Genomic DNA, 17,735 nt, shown 5'->3' with positions numbered 1-17,735 from the left:
GCGGCGCATGCGCGGCACGCAGAAAGGTGCGCAGTGACTGTCGTCGATCTCATCGCCTTCATCCGGCGGAACTGGCGGACCCTCGTGGTCGCCGTGCTCGTCGGAGCCCTGGCGATGGCCGCCTTCTCGTTCCTCACTCCGAAGGTCTACGAGTCGAGCTCGGCCGGATTCGTGATCGCCGCGAGCGACGGCAGCTCGGCCGATGCGATCAGCGGGTCGCAGACCGCGGTGACCCGGGCGAACGCCTACCTGCCGCTGATCTCGAGCAGCGCCGTCTCCGAGCGGATCGAGGCCGACCCGGAGGCGAACCCCGGCGGAGAGGCCCTGAGCGGCCGCCTCACCGCGAGGGTCGCTCCGGGCAGCACCCTGATCGAGGTCACCGCCGAGGCCGGGACCGCGCAGAACGCCGCAGCACTGGCCAACGGGGCGCTCGCGGCGCTGGCGGCCGTCATCACCGACATCGAGACGCAGTCCACCGCGGACCGCACACCGCAGATCACCGTCGTCCCGCTCGAGAACGCGGAGCCGCCCGCCGCTCCGACGAGCCCCGACTGGGTGCGGAACATCCTGCTCGGCGCCCTGGGCGGGCTCGTTCTCGGCTTCGGTCTCGCCTTCCTCCGCCGGGCCCTCGACATCCGCGTGCGGACCGTCGACGACCTCACCGAGCTCTTCGGCGTCGGCGTCCTCGGCCGCATCCCCAAGGCCGGACGCCCGGGCCGGACCGGCGGCCGCCGCGGCACCGACGCGCTCACCGCGGAGGCGTTCCGCTCGCTCCGGACGGGCCTGCGCTTCTCCAGCGTCGACGAGGAGACGCGCAGCGTCGTGATCACCAGCGCCAACCAGGCCGAGGGCAAGTCCACGATCGCCGCCGGACTGGCCCGCGTCACCGCGGAGTCCGGGCAGCGCACCCTCCTGGTCGACGCGGACCTCCGCCGGCCCTCCGTGGCGCGGATGCTGGACATCGACGGCGCCATCGGCCTCAGCGAGGTCCTCAGCCACCAGATCCCCGTGGACGACGCGATCCGCCCCACCGGCATCGCGGGCCTCTACGCCCTCCCGGCCGGCCACATCCCGCCCAACCCGTCCGAGATGCTCGGCTCCGAGGCGATGCGCGCCCTGGTCGCGCGCCTCTCGAAGGACTACTTCGTCATCATCGACGCGCCGCCCGTGCTGCCCGTCACCGACGCCTCCATCGTCGCGACCGTCGTCGACGGCGTCGTCTTCGTCGTCGCCTCGAACCAGACGCGCCGGCCCGAGGTCGTCGCCGCCCGGCGGATCGTCCAGCAGGTCCGCGCCCGCGTGCTCGGCACCGTGCTCAACATGGTCACCGCCCGCGACGGCGACACCGGGTACTACTACTACGACCGCAAGAACGCGTACTACGCCGAGCCGCAGCCGGCGACGGGGCGCAAGCGCGCGGCGGCGGCACCGCGCCGGTCCGAGCTCGCCCCGGTGGAGTCGCGGGCCCTGCCTCCGCAGACGTCCCGCCGGGCGGCTCGATGAGCGGGCGCCTGCTCCTGCTCTGCCATGCGAACGTGGCACGGTCGCCCTCGGCCGAGCTCATCGCGGCGCGCCTGCTCGGCGTCGGATCCGACTGGCGGGTCGAGAGCGCGGGAACGCACGCGGAGGTCGGCCGCGGGCTCGACCCCGAGCTCAGCGATGCGCTGCGGGCCCGCGGGCTCTCCACGGCCGGGCACCGCGCGCGCCAGGCCGACGGCCGGATGCTCGCCGGCGCCGACCCCGTGCTCGTGTTCGAGGCGGGCCAGCGGGAGTGGGTCACCCGCCACTTCCCGGCCGCCGCGCGCCGCACCACCACGGTCCGCCGGGCGGCGCGGCTGGCGGGAGCCGCCCCCGGCGTCCCGCTCCTGCGGCTGCTCGCCGACGACACCGCCCCCTACGGCGCCGAGGACGACTTCGCCGACCCGTTCGGGCGCGGACCGGACGTCGCCGCGTCGGCCGTCGAGGACATCGACGCCCTGCTCCGGGTGATCCTCCCCGCTCTCGGCGCTCTGCCCGTCGGCGCGGAGCCCCCGGCCGCCACCGTCCGGAGCACCCGCCGCTCGCTCCGCCGGGACCGCGCCGCCGAGACGGTCGCGAGGTGACCGCCGAGGGGGTGAGCGTCGTGATCCCGCACTACGGCGACCCCGCGCCCGCGCTCGCCCTCGTCGAGCGGCTCCGCAGCCAGGAGTCGCCCCCCGCCCTCGAGATCGTCGTCGTCGACGACGCCTCCCCGGTCCCGTTCCCGGCCGGGATCGACGGAGTGGAGGTCGTGCTGCGCGAGCGGAACGGCGGCTTCGGCGCCGCGGTGAACACGGGCGCCGCCCGGGCGCGCCACCCGCTGCTCCTGGTGCTCAACAGCGACCTCGTCGTCGGACCCTCCTTCCTCCGCGACCTGCTCGAGGCGGGACGGCCGTGGCTGCCCGCGGTCGTCGCTCCGGACCTCGTCGACGCGGGCGGGGAGCGGCAGTGGGTCGGCCGGCGCTTCCCGCGGCTGCACCACTACGTCGTGGAGTGGCTCACTCCGCTCGCGCGCTGGCGCCCGCGGCTGCACGCCGCCGTCGGCCACGACACCCGGTGCGCCCCGGGCGCGACGGTGCCGGTGGACTGGGTGGTGGGCGCCGTGATGCTGCTGCCGGTGGCCGAGTTCCGCGCGGTCGGCGGGTTCGACGAGTCCTTCCACATGAACTGCGAGGAGGTCGACCTCCAGCGCCGGCTGCGCGAGCGCGGCGTGCCCTCGGTCTTCGCCGGCTCCGTCGTCGCCGAGCACACGGGAGGCGGCTCCTCCGACCCCGCGCGCCGGCTGGTCTGGCTGGTCGCCTCGCGCCTGCGCTACGCCCGCAAGTGGGGCGGACGCCCCGCCGCCCTCGCCGCGGCCCTGCGCGCCGCCTCCGCCGTGAACCTCGCCGCCAACGCGGTGCGCGCCGCCGCCGGCAGCGACGTGCGCCCGCTGGCCGTCCTCCGGCGCGAGCTCCGGCTCGTCGCCGCCGCCGAGGCGGCGTCCCGGTGAGCGGGCCCGTGCTCGTGGTGAGCCCGGTCTTCCACGGCTACTGGGAGGCGCTCGAGTCGGCGCTGGCCCACCTGGGCGACGACGTGGTCGTCCACCGCTACGACGCCGCGACCGGGCTGGCCCACGTGCGCGACGCCCTCGGCCACCGGCTCCCCGGGGGCCGGCTCCGGCGCTCGTCGATGCGCGCCGAGACCGACCGCGCGATCGCGGCGCTGCGCACCGTCCGGCCCCGGGCCGTCCTCGTGGTGAAGGGCGACTCCCTCGGCGACGCCTGGTGGGAGGAGGTCGGCCGCGCCGGCGTCCCCGTGGTGCTCTGGCTCTACGACGAGCTCCGCAACATGGGGCACCCCGTCGACCGCCTGCGCTCCCTCGCCGGGGAGGCGGTGTCGATCGTCAGCTACTCCGCCACCGACGTCGCCGAGCTCGCCCGCGCGGGGGTTCCGGCCGGGCACCTGCCCGACGCCTTCGACTCCCTCCTCTCCTTCCGCCCCCGCCCCTCCGCCGCGGTGACCTTCGTCGGCGCCCGCTACCCCGAGCGCGAGCGCGTGCTGCGGGAGCTCGCGGCCGGCGGGGTCGCGGTCGAGGCGTACGGGCGGCAGTGGTCGCGGCACCCCTGGGACGTGGCGCGCACCGGCCGCTGGCGCTCGGCCGGCGTCCCCGCCCGCCGCGACGTCCCGCGGGCGGGCTACTACGGAGTGATGGCCGGCTCGACCGCGACCCTGGCTCTGCACGGCGCGGGCCACGGCGGGCTCTCGATGCGCGCCTTCGAGGCGCCGGGCGTCGGGGCGCTGACCCTGATCGACCGGCCCGAGGTGGCGGAGTTCTACGAGGTGGGCAGCGAGGTGCTCGTCTTCGAGGAGCGCGACCAGCTCGTCGAGCACGTGCGGCGGGCGGGCGCGGACCCCTCGTGGGCGCGGCGCATCCGCGAGGCGGGCGCGCGCCGCACCGGCGCCGAGCACACCTTCGTGCACCGGATGCGGGAGGTGAGGGCCCTGTGGCGCTGACGCACCCGACCGACCTGGAGGCCTGGCGCCGCTGGCAGCGCGGCCGCGACCCGCTGCGCACCGCCCGGGCGGCGCTGCGGCGCTCCGAGCCGACCCGCCTGGTGCTGCACGTGCGCGGCGACCGGCCCGCCGTCCTGCTCGCGGTGGAGGCGTCGACGGCGAGCGCCCTCGCCTCGACCGCGGCCTCGCTCGCTCCTCTCGGCGGGGCTCCCGCGGCGGTCCTCGCTCCCTCCGGAGCCGGCGACGCGCTGTCCGGGCTGCTGCCGGGCCGCTGGAGGGCGCACCCGGTCGACCCGGAGGCGGACCCGCCCGCCGAGCTGCGGAGCCTCCGCGCCGTGATCGCCACCGGCCACTTCCTCGCGGCGGGAGCGGCCGCCCACCGCTGGTCCGGGATCCTCGGCGCCCGCTTCCTGGTCGTGCAGCACGGCCTGCTCACCCCCTCCGCCCCGCCGCTCCCGCCCGGAGCGACGCTGCTGGCGTTCTCGGAGGAGGACGCGGCCTTCTGGACCTCCGGCCGCAGCGACGTGGAGACCGAGGTCGTCGGCAGCCAGCTGCTCTGGACCGCGTCGCGCCGCCCGCTCCTCGAGCGGCTCGAGGAGCGGCCCCTGTTCCTCGGCCAGATGCACGGCGCGGAGCTGCCCCGGCGGACGGCCGCGGCCACCGCCTCCCGCTTCTGCCGCGAGGCGGGCGCCGACTACCGCCCCCACCCCGCCGAGGTCGACCGCCGCTCGCGCTGGCAGCACGCGCGGTGGGAGCGCCGCGGCATCCGGGTGCTCCGCGGCGGCGACCTCGCCGCGCAGGCCCGGCCGGTCGCCTCGATCTTCTCGACCGGGGTCCTGGAGGCCGCGGCCGCCGGGATCCCCGCGTGGGTCGTCTGCGAGGACCCGCCCGCCTGGGTGCTCGAGTTCTGGAGCCGGTACCGGCTCGCGCGCTGGGGCGGGGAGACGCCGACCGCGGCTCCGCCCGTCCCGTCCGTCGAGCCGGCCGTCGCCGTCGCCCGCCGGGCACTCGCCATCGCCGAAGGAGGCACCCCGTGACCGTTCTCTGCGTCATCCCCGTGCGCGGGGGCTCGAAGGGCGTCCCGCGCAAGAACGCCCGCCCCGTCGCGGGCCGCCCGCTGGTGGTCTGGAGCATCGAGCAGGCGCTCGCCGCCGGTCTCGACGTGCTCGTGTCGACCGACGACCCAGAGCTGGCCGCGATCGCGGAGGGGGCGGGAGCGGACGTGCCGTTCCTCCGGCCCGCCGAGCTGGCGCGCGACGAGACGGCGACCGAGCCCGTCGTGCTCCACGCGATCGAGCACCGGGCCGCGCTGGGGCGCCGCCCGGACGCGGTGATGCTCCTCCAGGCGACCTCGCCGATCCGGCTCCCGGGCACCCTCGCCCGCGCGCTCGAGCAGTTCGCCTCGACGGGGGTCGACTCGCTGGTGGGCGTCGTCCCGCAGACGCCGTTCCTCTGGCGGCTGCAGGAGGGGGCCGCCGTGCCGCAGTACGACGTCACGGCCCGGCCGCGGCGCCAGGACCTCGCCGAGGCCGACTTCTTCTACCGCGAGACCGGGTCCCTCTACCTCACCCGCACCGAGGTCTACGAGCGCGAGCGCAACCGGATCGGCGGCCGGGTCGGCCTGTTCGTCATGGACGAGGCGGAGGGCGGGGACATCGACACCGAGGCGGACCTCGCGGTGGTCGAGCAGACCCTCCTCAGCCTGTCGGCGGGAGGCGGCGCATGATCATCGACCGGCACCTCGCCCCGTTCATCGTCTTCGCCGAGGACCCGGTGCTCACCGCGCTGGCCAAGATCAACGCGAACAAGCAGCGGATCGTCTTCTGCGTCGACGGGCACGGGATCCTCCGCGGGTCGGTGTCCGACGGCGACTTCCGCCGCTGGATCATCGCGAACCCCACGGCCTCCCTCGACGTCCCGGCCCTCGCCGTCGCGAACACCGCCGTCCGCACGGCGGGAGCGGACGAGGCGGCAACCGCGATCGCCGCCCGGCTCGGCCGTGACGGGATCAGCCACCTCCCGCTCGTCGACGACCGCGGGCACCTCGTCGCGATCGCGGTCGAGGGCGATCGGGCGCTGCGGATCGGCCGCCACGAGGTGGGCGACGGCCACCCGGCCTTCCTGATCGCGGAGATCGGCAACAACCACAACGGCTCGGTCGATCTGGCGCGGCGGCTGGTCGACCTCGCGGTCGAGGCGGGCGCCGACGCGGTGAAGTTCCAGCTGCGCGACCTCGACTCCCTCTACCGGCGCGCCGGCGGGGCCACCGCGGGGGAGGACCTCGGCGCCCAGTACACGATCGACCTCCTGCGCCGCTTCTCGCTGCCCGCCGAGCCGCTCCTCCGGGTCTTCGACCACGCGGCCGAGGCCGGGATCGACGTCCTCTGCACCCCGTGGGACGCCCCGAGCGTGCAGGCGCTCGTCGACTACGGGATCCCGGGCCTCAAGATCGCCTCGGCGGACCTCACCAACCACGGCCTGATCGAGGACGCCGGCACCCGGGGACTGCCCCTGCTGCTCAGCACCGGGATGTCCCGCGAGTCCGAGATCCTCGAGTCGGTCGCGCTGCTGCGCTCGCTCGGCACCTCCTTCGCCCTGCTGCACACCCAGTCGACGTACCCGGCGCCCTACCGCGACCTGAACCTCGCCTACCTCGACCGGCTCGCCGAGATCGGCGGCGGCGTCGTCGGCTACTCCGGCCACGAGCGGGGCTGGCACGTCCCCGTCGCCGCCGTCGCCCGAGGGGCCCGCATCGTCGAGAAGCACTTCACGGTCGACCGGGGGATGGAGGGCAACGACCACACGGTGTCCCTGCTCCCGGACGAGTTCCGCCGCATGGTCGGCGAGATCCGCGACATCGAGGACTCGCTCGGCACGCGCGACGCCCGATCGGTCTCGACGGGGGAGTCGATGAACCGCGTCTCGCTCGCGAAGTCGCTGGTCGCCTCCCGCGACCTCTCGATCGGGGACGTGGTGCGCGCCGCCGACGTCGTCGTCCGCAGCCCCGGCCGGGGCCTCCAGCCCAACGAGCTGCCGCAGCTGCTCGGCCGCGCCCTCCACCGCGATGTCGAGGAGGGCGGGTTCTTCTTCGCCGGCGACCTGCGCGAGAGCACGCCGTCCGGCCGGCCGTTCCGGTTCCGCCGCCCCTGGGGCCTGCCGGTGCGGTACCACGACCACGCGGCGCTCGCCGCGGAGTCGAACGCCGACTTCCTCGAGTTCCACTTCTCGTACCGCGACCTGGAGATCGAGCCGGACGACGTGTTCACCCGCCGCCTCGACTCCGGCTTCACCACCCACCTGCCGGACCTGTTCGCGGGCGACTTCCTCGTCGACCTCGCCTCCTTCGACGACGACGTGTGGGAGCGCTCGATCGCGGAGGTGCAGCGCACCGTCGAGACCACCCGGAGCCTCGCGCGCTGGTTCCGCCAGGAGGAGGACCCGATGATGGTCGTCACGATGGGCGGCTTCACCCGGCACGCGCACGTGGCTCCGGATCAGCGCGCTCCCCTCTACGAGCGCGTCGCCGACGCCCTCGAGCGGATCGACGCGAGCGGCGTCCGCGTGCTGGCCCAGACCCTCCCGCCCTACCCGTGGCTCATGGGCGGGCAGCAGTTCCACAACCTCTTCGTGGACCCACGCGACACCGCGGAGTTCGCGGCCGCGACCGGCACGCCGCTCTGCCTCGACGCCTCGCACACCAAGCTCGCGGCGAACCACCTCGGGCTCGCCTTCTCGGAGGCGGTGGCGCTGCTCGCTCCGCTCAGCGCGCACCTGCACCTCGTCGACGCGACGGGTGTCGACGGCGAGGGGGTGCAGATCGGCGAGGGCGAGATCGACTGGCCGGACTTCGCGGCGTCGCTCGACGAGCTGGCGCCCGGGGTGCCGTTCATCCCCGAGATCTGGCAGGGGCACGTCAACAGCGGCGAGGGCTTCTGGACCGCGCTCGAGCGGCTGGAGGAGTGGCTGTGACCCCGCTCGCGCTCTGGACGGTGCCGGTCGGCGAGTTCGGCGGGGTGGCCCGCCACGTCCTCGACGCCGCCCGGCACGGGATCCCCGGCCACCGGCTCGTCGTGCTCTGCCCGGAGGGAGCGCTCGCCGAGCGGCTGCGGGAGCAGGGCTCGGCCGTGACGACCGGGCGCTTCGGAGTGTCCGCCGGCGCCGCCGCCTCCGTGGCGACCCTGCGCGCGACCGCGGCGGCTCTCCGCCCGGCGATCGTCCACTCCCACCTCGCCCACGCCGACCTCGTGACCGCGGCGACCCCGCTGCCCCGTGGGGTCCGCCGCGTCACGACGGAGCACGGCATCGCCGGGCCCGACGTCTATCACCGCACCGCCCTGCGGGCGCGGACGACCGCGGCGGCGCACCACGCGCGGCTGCGGTCCTTCGACTCCGCGATCGCCGTCTCGGAGGCCACCCGCCGCACCATGATCGAGAAGTGGCGGCCGAGCCTGCCGGTGCAGGTCGTGCTCAACGGAGTCGACGCCGCGCCCCGCGACCGCGAGCCGGGGGAGCCGGGCTCCCTCCGGGTCCTCTCGCTCGCGCGCCTGGCGCCGGAGAAGCGCCTCGACGCGCTGCTCGAGGCCTTCGCGGTGCTGCACCGGCGCATCCCCGGCGCCACGCTGACCGTCGCCGGCGAGGGTCCGCTCGACGGCGCCCTGCGCGCCCGGGCCGAGCGGCTCGGCCTCGGCGACGCCGTGTCGTTCCCCGGCTTCGCCGATCCGGAGGCGGCGCTCGCCGCGGCGGACGTCGTCGCCCAGCTCTCGGTCTGGGAGAACTGCTCCTACACGCTGCTCGACGCGGCCGCCCGCGGGATCGGCGTGGTCGCCTCCGCGGTGGGCGGGAACCCCGAGATCGTCGAGCGGGACTCGCTGGTCGACGCCGACGACCCGGAGGCGGTGGCCGCGGCGCTGGAGCGGCAGGCGTCGAGGGCCGCGGCTCCTCGCGCCGTGCGGGACGTCTCCGCCATGTGCGGCGGGATCGCCGCCGTGTACGAGGGGGTGGCGGCGTGAGCCGCGGGTCCCTGCGGCCGGGGCTGCGCACCCTCCTCTCGCTGGCCGGCGCCGCCTCTCCGGGCTGGATCACCGCCGCCGTCGCGGGCTCCCTCGCGCTCGCGGTCCTCGACACCCTGGGCGTCGCCGCGATGGTGCCGCTCATGGCGCTGCTCACCGGGACCGACACCACCACGGGCGCGCTCGGCGTCCTCTCCGGCGTCCTCGGCTCGACGGACGTCCAGACCCTCCTCCCGATCATCGCCGGCTTCGTCGCGGTCGTCTTCGTGCTCAAGAGCGCCGGGACGATCGTCTTCCGGTGGTGGCTGCTCGGCCGCACCACTCGGATCTCGGCCGACGCCGCGACGGAGCTGCTGCGGCGGTACGTCCTCGCGCCCTACGCCGTCCACCGCTCCCGGCGCCTCGCCGAGGTGTACCGGACCATCAACGACGCCAGCGCGCAGGCGGCCGGCGTGCTCCTCGGCGTGATCGGCATCGCCTCCGACCTGCTGGTGCTCGTCGCGATCGTGGCGATCCTGCTGGTCGCCTCGCCGGTCGCGACCCTGTTCGCGGCCGTCTTCTTCGCGGTGCTGCTCGGCGGCGTCCAGGCGCTCCTGCGGCGGCGGCAGGGCCGGATCGGCGAGGAGATGGCGGAGGCCGCGCTGGAGTCGTGGCAGTTCCTGCTCCCCTCGCTCGACGGGTTCCGCGAGGCGCGCCTGACCTCGAGCGCGGCGAGCCTGGTCGCCGGCTTCAGCGGAGCCAAGCGCCGCAGCGCCCAGGCTCTGCGCTCCCTCTCGCTCGTCTCGGAGCTGCCGAAGTACCTGCTCGAGATCGGCTTCGTCGTCGCCGTCGTGGGCGTCTCGGGGATCCTCGTCGCCACCGGCTCCGGCGCCGAGGCGCTCTCCGTCCTGGGCGTCTTCGCGGCCGCCTCCCTCCGCGCCCTGCCGACGCTCAACCGCGTCTCGGCCACCTTCGCGATCGTGCGCAGCGGGCAGGCGGGGCTGCGGATCGTCTCCGACGCGGCCGAGGAGCTCGCCTCCGAGGGGGCGCACGACGAGACGCCCGGGCCGGGCGGCCGCTACTCCGGCGACATCGCGCTCGAGCACGTCACCTACCGCTACGCCGACTCCGACGTGGACGTCGTGCGGGAGGTCTCCCTGGTGATCCAGCGCAACGCCACGACCGCCTTCGTCGGATCCAGCGGCGCCGGCAAGAGCACCCTCCTCGACCTGGTCCTCGGCCTGCTCCCGCCCACGAGCGGCCGGATCCTCTGCGGCGGGCGGCCGATCGACGAGGACCCCGCGGCCTGGTACGCGGGGCTCGGCGTGGTGCCGCAGGACGTGTTCCTCCTGGACGCGACCGTCGCCGCGAACGTCGCCTTCGGGGTGCCGGCGGCCGAGGTCGACCACGAGCGCGTGCGCGAGGTGCTGCGGACGGCGCAGCTCGAGGAGTTCGTCAGCGGGCTGCCGCAGGGTCTGGACACCCGCGTGGGCGAGCGCGGCGTCCGCCTCTCCGGCGGCCAGCGCCAGCGGCTCGGCCTCGCCCGGGCGCTGTACCGGCGCCCCTCCGTCCTCGTCCTCGACGAGGCGACGTCGGCGCTCGACAACCGCACGGAGCACGAGATCTCGCGGGCCGTCGCCGAGCTGCACGGCAGCATGACCGTCCTCGTGGTCGCCCACCGGCTCTCGACCGTGCGCGGCGCCGACCGGCTGCTCTTCCTCGACGGCGGCCGGATCGAGGGGGCCGGCACCTTCGAGGAGGTGCGGGCCGCGCACCCCGGCTTCGCCCAGCTCGTGGCGCTCGGAGAGCTCTCGTGAGCAGGGGAGGCCCGCGGTGGTGACGCTCGGCGACGTCCGCTCCGCGCTGCTGGCGCCCCTCCGCCGACGGGGCACGACGGTGCTGCTGCCCGGCGAGTCGTTCGGGGTCGGGAACCTCGCCTACTTCTGGCTGCAGGCCCACGCCCGCCGGAGCCGCGGGATGCCGACCGCGGTGCGCGCGACGCGGAGGACCGCGGAGTGGGCGGAGGTCTTCCCGCGGGTCCTCGAGGAGCTCGTGGTGCCCCCGGCGGAGATGTCGTTCTTCAGCCCCCGCGAGCTCGGGAGCGTCCACCAGGAGCTCGGCGTGGAGTTCACGACGGATGAGCTGGCGGACTTCGTCGCGACGATGCTGCTCCCGCCCGGCGGCTCCTTCACCGCTCTGGTGGCGGCGTCGCGACCGGAGGCGGACCTCACCCTGAACATCCGGCGCGGCGACTACTACAGCGTCCCGGCCTTCCGCGGCCGCTACTCCTTCGACGTGGTCGAGTACGTCGACGCGGCGCTCGCCCTGGCCCGCGAGCGGGAGCCCGTGCGCAGCGTCCTGATCGTGTCGGACGACCTCGACTGGTGCCGGGTGAAGCTGGCCCGCGTCCTCGAGGGCCTCGAGGTGCGCTTCCCGGGGGCGGGGACGCCGGTGCCGCAGCAGCTCGCCCTGCTGGCCGCGTCCCGCCGCCTGGTGCTGACGAACTCGACCTTCTCGTACTGGGGCGCGCATCTCGGCGACCACGTGCACGGCGGCGCCGACGTGATCGCGCCGTGGTTCCACAGCCGCGCGTGGAACGGAGGGGCGGCGACGCAGCTCGATCCGCGCTGGCGGGTGGTCCGCGACCTCCCCGGCGGCTGGGACGGCTGACGCGGAGAGTCGGAGTCCGGCGGCTGCGCGGGGCTCGCGGGTACCGGCGGGGGCTGCGGGCGGGCGGCTCCGGGTGTGGCTGGCTGCGGGCGGGCGGGTGTGCGAGGACGGCCGCGGGCTCGCGGCTCTGGGCTCGCGGCTCCGGGCCTCAGCGCAGGACGTGGCCCTCGACGTCGACGGGAGCCCGGGCGGTGAGGCGCTTCAGCCGCATCGCGGGGCGCTCGACCAGCAGCCAGCTCGCCCACGCGAGGGGGACGGTCGCTGCGACCGAGAGCGCGATGTACGCCCAGAGCGGCACGTCGGCTCCGGCTCCGACGATCGCCAGCGAGAGCAGCTGCTGCACGGGGAACGCGTAGATGTACATCCCGTAGGAGACGTCGTGGGTCGCGCCCACTCGACGCAGGGGGAGCCGGGCGCCGAGCGCGACCATCAGATAGGCGAGGGGGAGGCCGGCGAGCACGCGGTAGAGGCCGGCCGCGATCACGACAACGAGCAGCACGGCCGCGGCAGCGGTGAGCGCGCCCGTCAGGGGGAGGCGGTCGCGGTACAGGTGCACGAGCGCGCCGGCGAGGAAGTACCCGACGAGCGTCACCGTCTGGTTGAGGGGCGCCGGGAACGGGACGAGGTCCGTCGCGAGCACCGCCGCGACGAGGGTGAGGCCCGCGAATCCCGCGACCACGAGGGGGCGCACCCAGCGCGCGGGCGCCAGGGAGACGAGCAGGCCGATCACGACGTAGCTGACGAACTCGTAGAACAGGCTCCAGAGCGAGCCGTTCCACGCGCCCGGGTAGGGCACGGAGCCGAGCATCCCCGCGATGCCGTACTCCCGGATGTAGAGGGCCGCATTGGCGACCACGAAGCGCACCGCCCCGGCCGCGCTGTACTCGCCGGCTCCGAGGAGGAGCGACGCGAGCGGTGCGGCGACGAAGGCCACGACCAGGAGCGAGACGAGGAAGGCGGGATAGATGCGGAGGAAGCGCCGCCAGAGGAAGTCGACCAGCGATCGCGAGCGCAGCCGGCTCGCGGTGATCAGGAAGCCGGAGGTGGCGAAGAACCCGCCGACCGCCCAGGCGCCGAGGGTCGAGCCTCCGAGCCCGGGGTCGTCGCCGTAGCCGCCGAGGGGGAAGGAGTGCGACACGATGACGAGGACCGCCAGCCCGAGCCGCAGGGCGTTGATGCTGTTCGACCGCGGGTCGAAGGCGGAGCCGACGGTCGGGCGCGTGCGTGGCGCGCGGGCGGGCGCGGCGGTGCGCCGGCCGTTCTCCTGGCGGGTCATGCGCACATCCTGCTGACCCCGGCCGCCGCCGTCGATCGGGCGTGGGACGCGCCGCGCTCCTCCCGGAGGGCCCGCGCACCAGCAACGACGCGCGCTCCACCCCTGCGGCCCCGTCGCGGAGCTGACGCGGACTGACGTGCGGCCTGCGGCTGATCCCTCTCCGCCCCGTCGTCCCTCCGTCGCCCTCTCCCGCGAGACGCCGCTCCGGTACGCGACACGCGGGAGGGGGCGTACCGGAGCGGGATCCCGCAGCAGGCGGTCGGATCACGCCGGTCTGATCACGCCGGTCGGACCGCGCCGGTCAGAGCAGCCCGTCCGTGAGGTGGTCCGGCGTGCCGAAGCGGTGGGCCGTGATCGACACGGCCTGCTCGCGGAGGAACGGCAGCAGCTCCAGTCGGCCCGCCTCGGTCGCCGGGCCGGCGTAGACCGCGAGGTCGGGGCGCCCGCCCGTCACGGCCGTCACCGTCGCGGCGGACGCGCCCAGCAGGCGCACCCGTCCGGCGCCGTGGGCGCGCACCCGCGCCTCCCACGCCGCGTCGTCCTCGACCACGACGGCGCCGGCCGCCTCGTCGAGACCGGCGGCGAGCTGCGGAGGCAGCGCCACGGCGCTCGAGACGACCACCCGTGCCTGCGCGGTCGCCGCCGCGACGGCCACCCGCACGAGCGAGCCCAGCGGCTCCCCGGCGGCCAGGCGCACCAGCACGGCGGAGTCGTAGGGCAGGCGGCGGAAGACGTTGCGCTCCGCCTCCAGCCCCGTCACGTCGCGAGGAGCGCTCGCGGCCCACGCCACCGCGCAGCTGCGCGCCGTCCGCTCCACCGCGGCCTGCTCCTCCGCCGGGAGCTCCGCGCGCGACGCGGCGAGCAGGCGGGCGGCCGGTCCGACGACCGGAGCGGTCGCCTCCGACGGCGCCGCGGTCCAGGAGCCCAGGCCGAGCAGGTAGTCCGGCCCGCCCGCCTTGGTGCCCGGGCCGACCGCCGACTTCTTCCAGCCGCCGAACGGCTGGCGCTGCACGATCGCCCCGGTGATCCCGCGGTTCACGTAGAGGTTGCCGGCCTCGATCCCGTCGAGCCAGGTGCCGATCTCCTCCGGGTCGAGCGCGTGCAGGCCCGAGGTGAGCCCGTAGTCGACCTCGTTGACGATCGCGATCGCCTCGTCGAGGGTCGCCGCCGTCATGATCCCGAGGATCGGCCCGAAGTACTCGGTGCGGTGGAACTCGGACCCGCGGCGCACGCCGTCGCGGACGCCGGGGCTCCATAGGCGTCCGGAGTCGTCGAGGCTCCGCGGCTGCAGCAGCCAGGTCTCACCGGCGCCGAGCGCGGTCAGGCCGCGCAGCAGCTTGCCCTCGGCGGGTTCGATCACCGGCCCCATCCGCGTCGCGGGATCGGTCGGGTAGCCGACCGTGAGGGAGGAGACCGCGTCGAGCAGCTGCGCGCGGAACCGCTTCGAGCGAGCGACGGAGCCCACCAGCACGACGAGCGAGGCGGCGGAGCACTTCTGGCCCGCGTGCCCGAAGGCGCTCGCCACCACGTCCTTCACCGCCAGGTCGAGGTCGGCCGAGGGGGTGACCACGATCGCGTTCTTGCCGCTCGTCTCGGCGAGCAGCGGGAGGTCGTTCCGGAAGGAGCGGAACAGCTCCGCCGTCTCGTAGGCGCCGGTGAGGATCACCCGGTCGACCTGCGGGGAGGCGATCAGGTCGCGCCCCAGCTCCTCCTCCGGCAGGCGGAGCAGGCGCAGGGCCTCGCGGGGCACGCCCGCCGCCCACAGCGCCTCCGCCACCACGGCGCCGCAGCGCGCGGTCGGACCGGCGGGCTTGAGCACCACGGCGGAGCCGGCCGCGAGCGCCGCGAGGACGCCGCCGGCCGGGATCGCGACCGGGAAGTTCCACGGCGGAGCGACCAGGGTCAGCGCGGCCGGGTGGAAGCGGGCGCCGTCGACCGCGTCGAGCTCGAGGGCGCGCTCGGCGTAGTAGTGGGCGAAGTCCACGGCCTCCGAGACCTCGGGGTCGCCCTGGTCGAGGGTCTTGCCGCCCTCGGCCGCCATGACCTCGAGCAGCTCGGCGCGGCGCGCCTCCAGCTCGTCGCCCGCGCGGTGCAGGATGCGGGCACGCTCCTCGGCCGGGACGTCGCTCCAGCCGCTGCCGCGGGCGCCGGAGAGCACCGACTCCAGCTCGTCGAGGGTGCCGATCGTGGCGGCCTCGATCGCGTCGGCGCCGGCCCGGGAGGAGGGGACGCGCGCGAGGATCGCCTGCGCCCACTCGCGGTTCGCGGCGACGGACGGGTCGGTGTCGGGGGTGCTGCGGAAGTCGCCCGGTCCCGGACGGCCGCTCGCGGCGAACCGGTCGGGCACGCGGTGCGCCGGGGGGACGGCCCCGTCGAGGGCGGCGACGGAGGCGCGGAACCGCTCCTCCTCCCGCGCGAAGAGCGCCGGGTCGGCCTCGAGCTCGAAGACGGCCGACATGAAGTTCTGGCTCGACGCGCCCTCCTCCAGCCGGCGGATCAGGTAGGCGATCGCCACGTCGAACTCGGCCGGCGCGACGACCGGCGTGTAGAGCAGGAGCGAGCCGACCGTGCGGCGCACCGCCTCCGCCTGGCCCTGGGCCATGCCGAGGAGCATCTCGTACTCGATCCCCTCGCGGACGCCGCGGGTGCCGGCGAGCAGCCACGAGTACGCGACGTCGAAGAGGTTGTGCCCGGCGACGCCGACCCGCACGTTGCGGATCCGGTCCGGGTGCAGCGCGTAGTCGACGACGCGCTTGTAGTTCGTGTCGGAGTCCTGCTTGCTGCTCCAGGTCGCCAGCGGCCAGCCGTGGACCGAGGCCTCGACCTGCTCCATCGGCAGGTTCGCGCCCTTGACCAGGCGCACCTTGATGCCGGCGCCGCCGCGGGCTCGGCGGGCGGCGCTCCACTCCTGCAGGCGGATCATCGCCGAGAGCGCGTCGGGCAGGTAGGCCTGCAGCACGATGCCGGCCTCGAGACCGAGGAACTCCGGCCGGTCGAGGATGCGGGTGAAGACCGCGATGGTGAGGTCGAGGTCCTTGTACTCCTCCATGTCGAGGTTGATGAACTTCTGCGGCGAGGAGGCGGCGGCCCGGGCGAACAGCGGCGCCAGCTCCTCGACGATGTCGTCGACCGCGGCGTCGAAGGCCCACGGGTTGTGCGGGGCGGTGCTCGAGGAGACCTTGATCGAGACGTAGTCGACGTCGTCGCGGGCGAGGAGCCGGTGCGTCCCCTCCAGGCGGCGGTGGGCCTCCTCGCGGCCGAGGACGGCCTCGCCGAGCAGGTTCATGTTGAGCCGGACGCCGTCGCGGCGGATCGCGGCGATGGCCGGGCCCAGGCGCGAGTCGGTCGCATCGATGATCAGGTGGCCGACCATCCGCCGCAGAACCCGGCGCGCGATCGGCACCACGACGTCCGGGAGGAGCGGCGCCATGACGCCGCCGAGGGCGACCGCGCCGCGCATCGGAGCCGGGAGGAAGGACGGCACGCCGCCCGCGATCGCCTTCAGCGCCGCCGCCGCGACGCGGGTGTCCTCGGGTCGGACGACGCCGTCGACGAAGCCGACCGTGAAGTCCAGGCCGGTCGGATCCTTCAGCACGCCCGCCAGCTGCGCCCCGGAGGCGTCGATCGGGATCGCGGACGCCTCGCGCAGCCAGCGCCGCACCAGGGCGACGCTCTCGTCGACCAGGCGGGGATCGATCGAATCGGCGGACGGGTCGTCGGCGGCGGGGCCGGTGGCGAGAGCGGGGCTGGCGAGATCCGTCATGGTGCGGTCCTTCTGCTCTGAGGTGGGTGCCTTCAGTATTCGACCGGCTACCGTTGAGCAGAAGCGACCGTTCCTTACCGGTACCGGTCAGCTCAGCTGAACGATCGGAGAGACGCCGTGCTCGATGTCCGCCGCCTGGTCCTGCTCCGCGAGGTGGCCATCCGCGGCACTCTCGCCGCCGCGGCCGAGGCCCTCGCCTACAGTCCCTCCGCCGTCTCGCAGCAGCTCGCCGTGCTCGAGCGCGAGGCCGGCGTCGAGCTGCTGCGGAAGGCGGGCCGGCGCGTGCAGCTCACACCCCAGGCCGAGATCCTGGTCGAGGCGGCCGGCGAGGTGATGGCCCTGCTCGAGCGGGCGGAGGCGGCGCTCGCGGCCTCGGGGGAGTCGGTGACCGGGCGGGTGCGCGTCGCGGTGTTCCAGTCGGCCGCGCTCGCGCTCATGCCGGGCGCGCTCCGGGCCGTCGCCGACCGCTTCCCGGAGGTGCGGATCGAGATGGTGCAGCGCGAGCCGGAGGGCGCTCTGCACGAGACGTCGTGGGCGCGGGAGTTCGACCTCGTCGTCGCCGAGCAGTACCCCGGCCACTCGACCTCCTGGCTGCCCGGACTGGTGCGCAGCGACCTGACGACCGACGCGATCCGCCTCGCCGTGAGCCGCGACTCCGCCGTCGTCGACCTCGCCTCGGCCCGCGACTCCGCCTGGGTGATGGAGCCGCGCGGCACCGCGAGCCGCCACTTCGCCGAGCAGACCTGCCGGGTCGCGGGCTTCGAGCCGGACGTCCGCTTCGAGACCGCCGACCTGCAGGCGCAGATCCGCCTCGCCGCCTCCGGCCACGCCGTCGCCCTGATGCCCGACCTGGTCTGGGCGGGCGAGGCGCCGGACTGCCGCCTCCTCGAGCTGCCCGGCACGCCCCGCCGCACGATCTTCACCGCCCAGCGCGAGGCGCAGCTGGCGTCGCCGGCCGTGCGGGTGTTCCGGGAGTGCCTGGCGGAGGTGGCGGGGCGTGCCGGGCAGCTCGAGGAGGCGGCAGTCC

13 protein-coding genes are annotated in these 17,735 nt (G+C 75.5%); 11 read left to right on the top strand and 2 right to left on the bottom strand.

What is annotated here, in order from left to right; genetic code table 11:
- Nucleotides 1-33 precede the first annotated feature (33 nt).
- Genes C5C49_RS14110 through C5C49_RS14065 form a run of 10 tightly spaced genes read left to right on the top strand, consistent with a single transcriptional unit; the run spans nucleotide 34 to nucleotide 11,669 of the window.
- Nucleotides 34-1,503: a polysaccharide biosynthesis tyrosine autokinase gene (locus C5C49_RS14110; protein WP_104346385.1), complete on the top strand. Its 1,470-nt coding sequence runs from the start codon at nucleotides 34-36 to the stop codon at nucleotides 1,501-1,503.
- Nucleotides 1,500-2,102 carry a hypothetical protein gene (locus C5C49_RS14105; RefSeq protein WP_104346384.1) on the top strand — a complete coding sequence of 201 codons (603 nt, stop codon included), beginning with the start codon at nucleotides 1,500-1,502 and terminating at the stop codon, nucleotides 2,100-2,102. Before C5C49_RS14110 ends, C5C49_RS14105 begins: the two co-directional genes overlap by 4 nt.
- Nucleotides 2,099-3,007, top strand: a complete 909-nt coding sequence (locus C5C49_RS14100) for a glycosyltransferase family 2 protein (RefSeq protein ID WP_104346383.1) — start codon at nucleotides 2,099-2,101, stop codon at nucleotides 3,005-3,007. Before C5C49_RS14105 ends, C5C49_RS14100 begins: the two co-directional genes overlap by 4 nt.
- Entirely contained in the window at nucleotides 3,004-4,011 is a 1,008-nt protein-coding gene (locus C5C49_RS14095) for a glycosyltransferase (RefSeq protein WP_104346382.1), read from the top strand. The genes C5C49_RS14100 and C5C49_RS14095 overlap by 4 nt, the downstream gene beginning before the upstream one ends.
- The gene (locus tag C5C49_RS14090; RefSeq protein WP_104346381.1) at nucleotides 4,002-5,048 is read left to right on the top strand and encodes a hypothetical protein; all 1,047 of its coding nucleotides are present in this window, start codon (nucleotides 4,002-4,004) and stop codon (nucleotides 5,046-5,048) included. The genes C5C49_RS14095 and C5C49_RS14090 overlap by 10 nt, the downstream gene beginning before the upstream one ends.
- Nucleotides 5,045-5,737: a cytidylyltransferase domain-containing protein gene (locus C5C49_RS14085; protein WP_104329399.1), complete on the top strand. Its 693-nt coding sequence runs from the start codon at nucleotides 5,045-5,047 to the stop codon at nucleotides 5,735-5,737. The genes C5C49_RS14090 and C5C49_RS14085 overlap by 4 nt, the downstream gene beginning before the upstream one ends.
- Nucleotides 5,734-7,980, top strand: a complete 2,247-nt coding sequence (locus C5C49_RS14080) for an N-acetylneuraminate synthase family protein (protein ID WP_104346380.1) — start codon at nucleotides 5,734-5,736, stop codon at nucleotides 7,978-7,980. Before C5C49_RS14085 ends, C5C49_RS14080 begins: the two co-directional genes overlap by 4 nt.
- Nucleotides 7,977-9,020: a glycosyltransferase family 4 protein gene (locus tag C5C49_RS14075; protein WP_104346379.1), complete on the top strand. Its 1,044-nt coding sequence runs from the start codon at nucleotides 7,977-7,979 to the stop codon at nucleotides 9,018-9,020. The genes C5C49_RS14080 and C5C49_RS14075 overlap by 4 nt, the downstream gene beginning before the upstream one ends.
- Nucleotides 9,017-10,816, top strand: a complete 1,800-nt coding sequence (locus tag C5C49_RS17130; protein WP_104346378.1) for an ABC transporter ATP-binding protein — start codon at nucleotides 9,017-9,019, stop codon at nucleotides 10,814-10,816. Before C5C49_RS14075 ends, C5C49_RS17130 begins: the two co-directional genes overlap by 4 nt.
- Before the next feature lie 19 nt (nucleotides 10,817-10,835).
- On the top strand, nucleotides 10,836-11,669 hold the full coding sequence (locus C5C49_RS14065) for an alpha-1,2-fucosyltransferase (RefSeq protein WP_146084889.1): 834 nt from the start codon (nucleotides 10,836-10,838) through the stop codon (nucleotides 11,667-11,669).
- A gap of 148 nt (nucleotides 11,670-11,817) precedes the next feature.
- Here the strand turns inward: C5C49_RS14065 and C5C49_RS14060 are convergent, their stop codons facing one another.
- Nucleotides 11,818-12,945 carry an acyltransferase gene (locus tag C5C49_RS14060; protein WP_104346376.1) on the bottom strand — a complete coding sequence of 376 codons (1,128 nt, stop codon included), beginning with the start codon at nucleotides 12,943-12,945 and terminating at the stop codon, nucleotides 11,818-11,820.
- A 301-nt stretch (nucleotides 12,946-13,246) separates the two neighbouring features.
- Complete coding sequence (locus C5C49_RS14055; protein ID WP_104346375.1) at nucleotides 13,247-16,708, bottom strand: bifunctional proline dehydrogenase/L-glutamate gamma-semialdehyde dehydrogenase; 3,462 nt, start codon at nucleotides 16,706-16,708, stop codon at nucleotides 13,247-13,249.
- 117 nt (nucleotides 16,709-16,825) lie between these two features.
- On the opposite strand from C5C49_RS14055, the gene C5C49_RS14050 reads away from it, so the two are divergent.
- Nucleotides 16,826-17,735, top strand: a 910-nt coding sequence (locus C5C49_RS14050) for a LysR family transcriptional regulator (protein ID WP_104346374.1), incomplete at its 3' end; no start/stop codon positions are given.

It is taken from the genome of Rathayibacter sp. AY1E2 (assembly GCF_002932325.1).
Classification (GTDB): domain Bacteria; phylum Actinomycetota; class Actinomycetes; order Actinomycetales; family Microbacteriaceae; genus Rathayibacter.
Note: the sequence above shows the minus strand (reverse complement) of the source record. Positions and strands in the feature narration are given on the sequence as shown.

Excerpts from the sequence above, each read along its gene's own strand:
- C5C49_RS14105 (WP_104346384.1), top strand. The coding sequence starts at position 1,500 with ATGAGCGGGCGCCTGCTCCTGCTCTGCCATGCGAACGTGGCACGGTCG.
- C5C49_RS14080 (WP_104346380.1), top strand. The coding sequence starts at position 5,734 with ATGATCATCGACCGGCACCTCGCCCCGTTCATCGTCTTCGCCGAGGAC.
- C5C49_RS14060 (WP_104346376.1), bottom strand. The coding sequence starts at position 12,945 with ATGACCCGCCAGGAGAACGGCCGGCGCACCGCCGCGCCCGCCCGCGCG.
- C5C49_RS14055 (WP_104346375.1), bottom strand. The coding sequence starts at position 16,708 with ATGACGGATCTCGCCAGCCCCGCTCTCGCCACCGGCCCCGCCGCCGAC.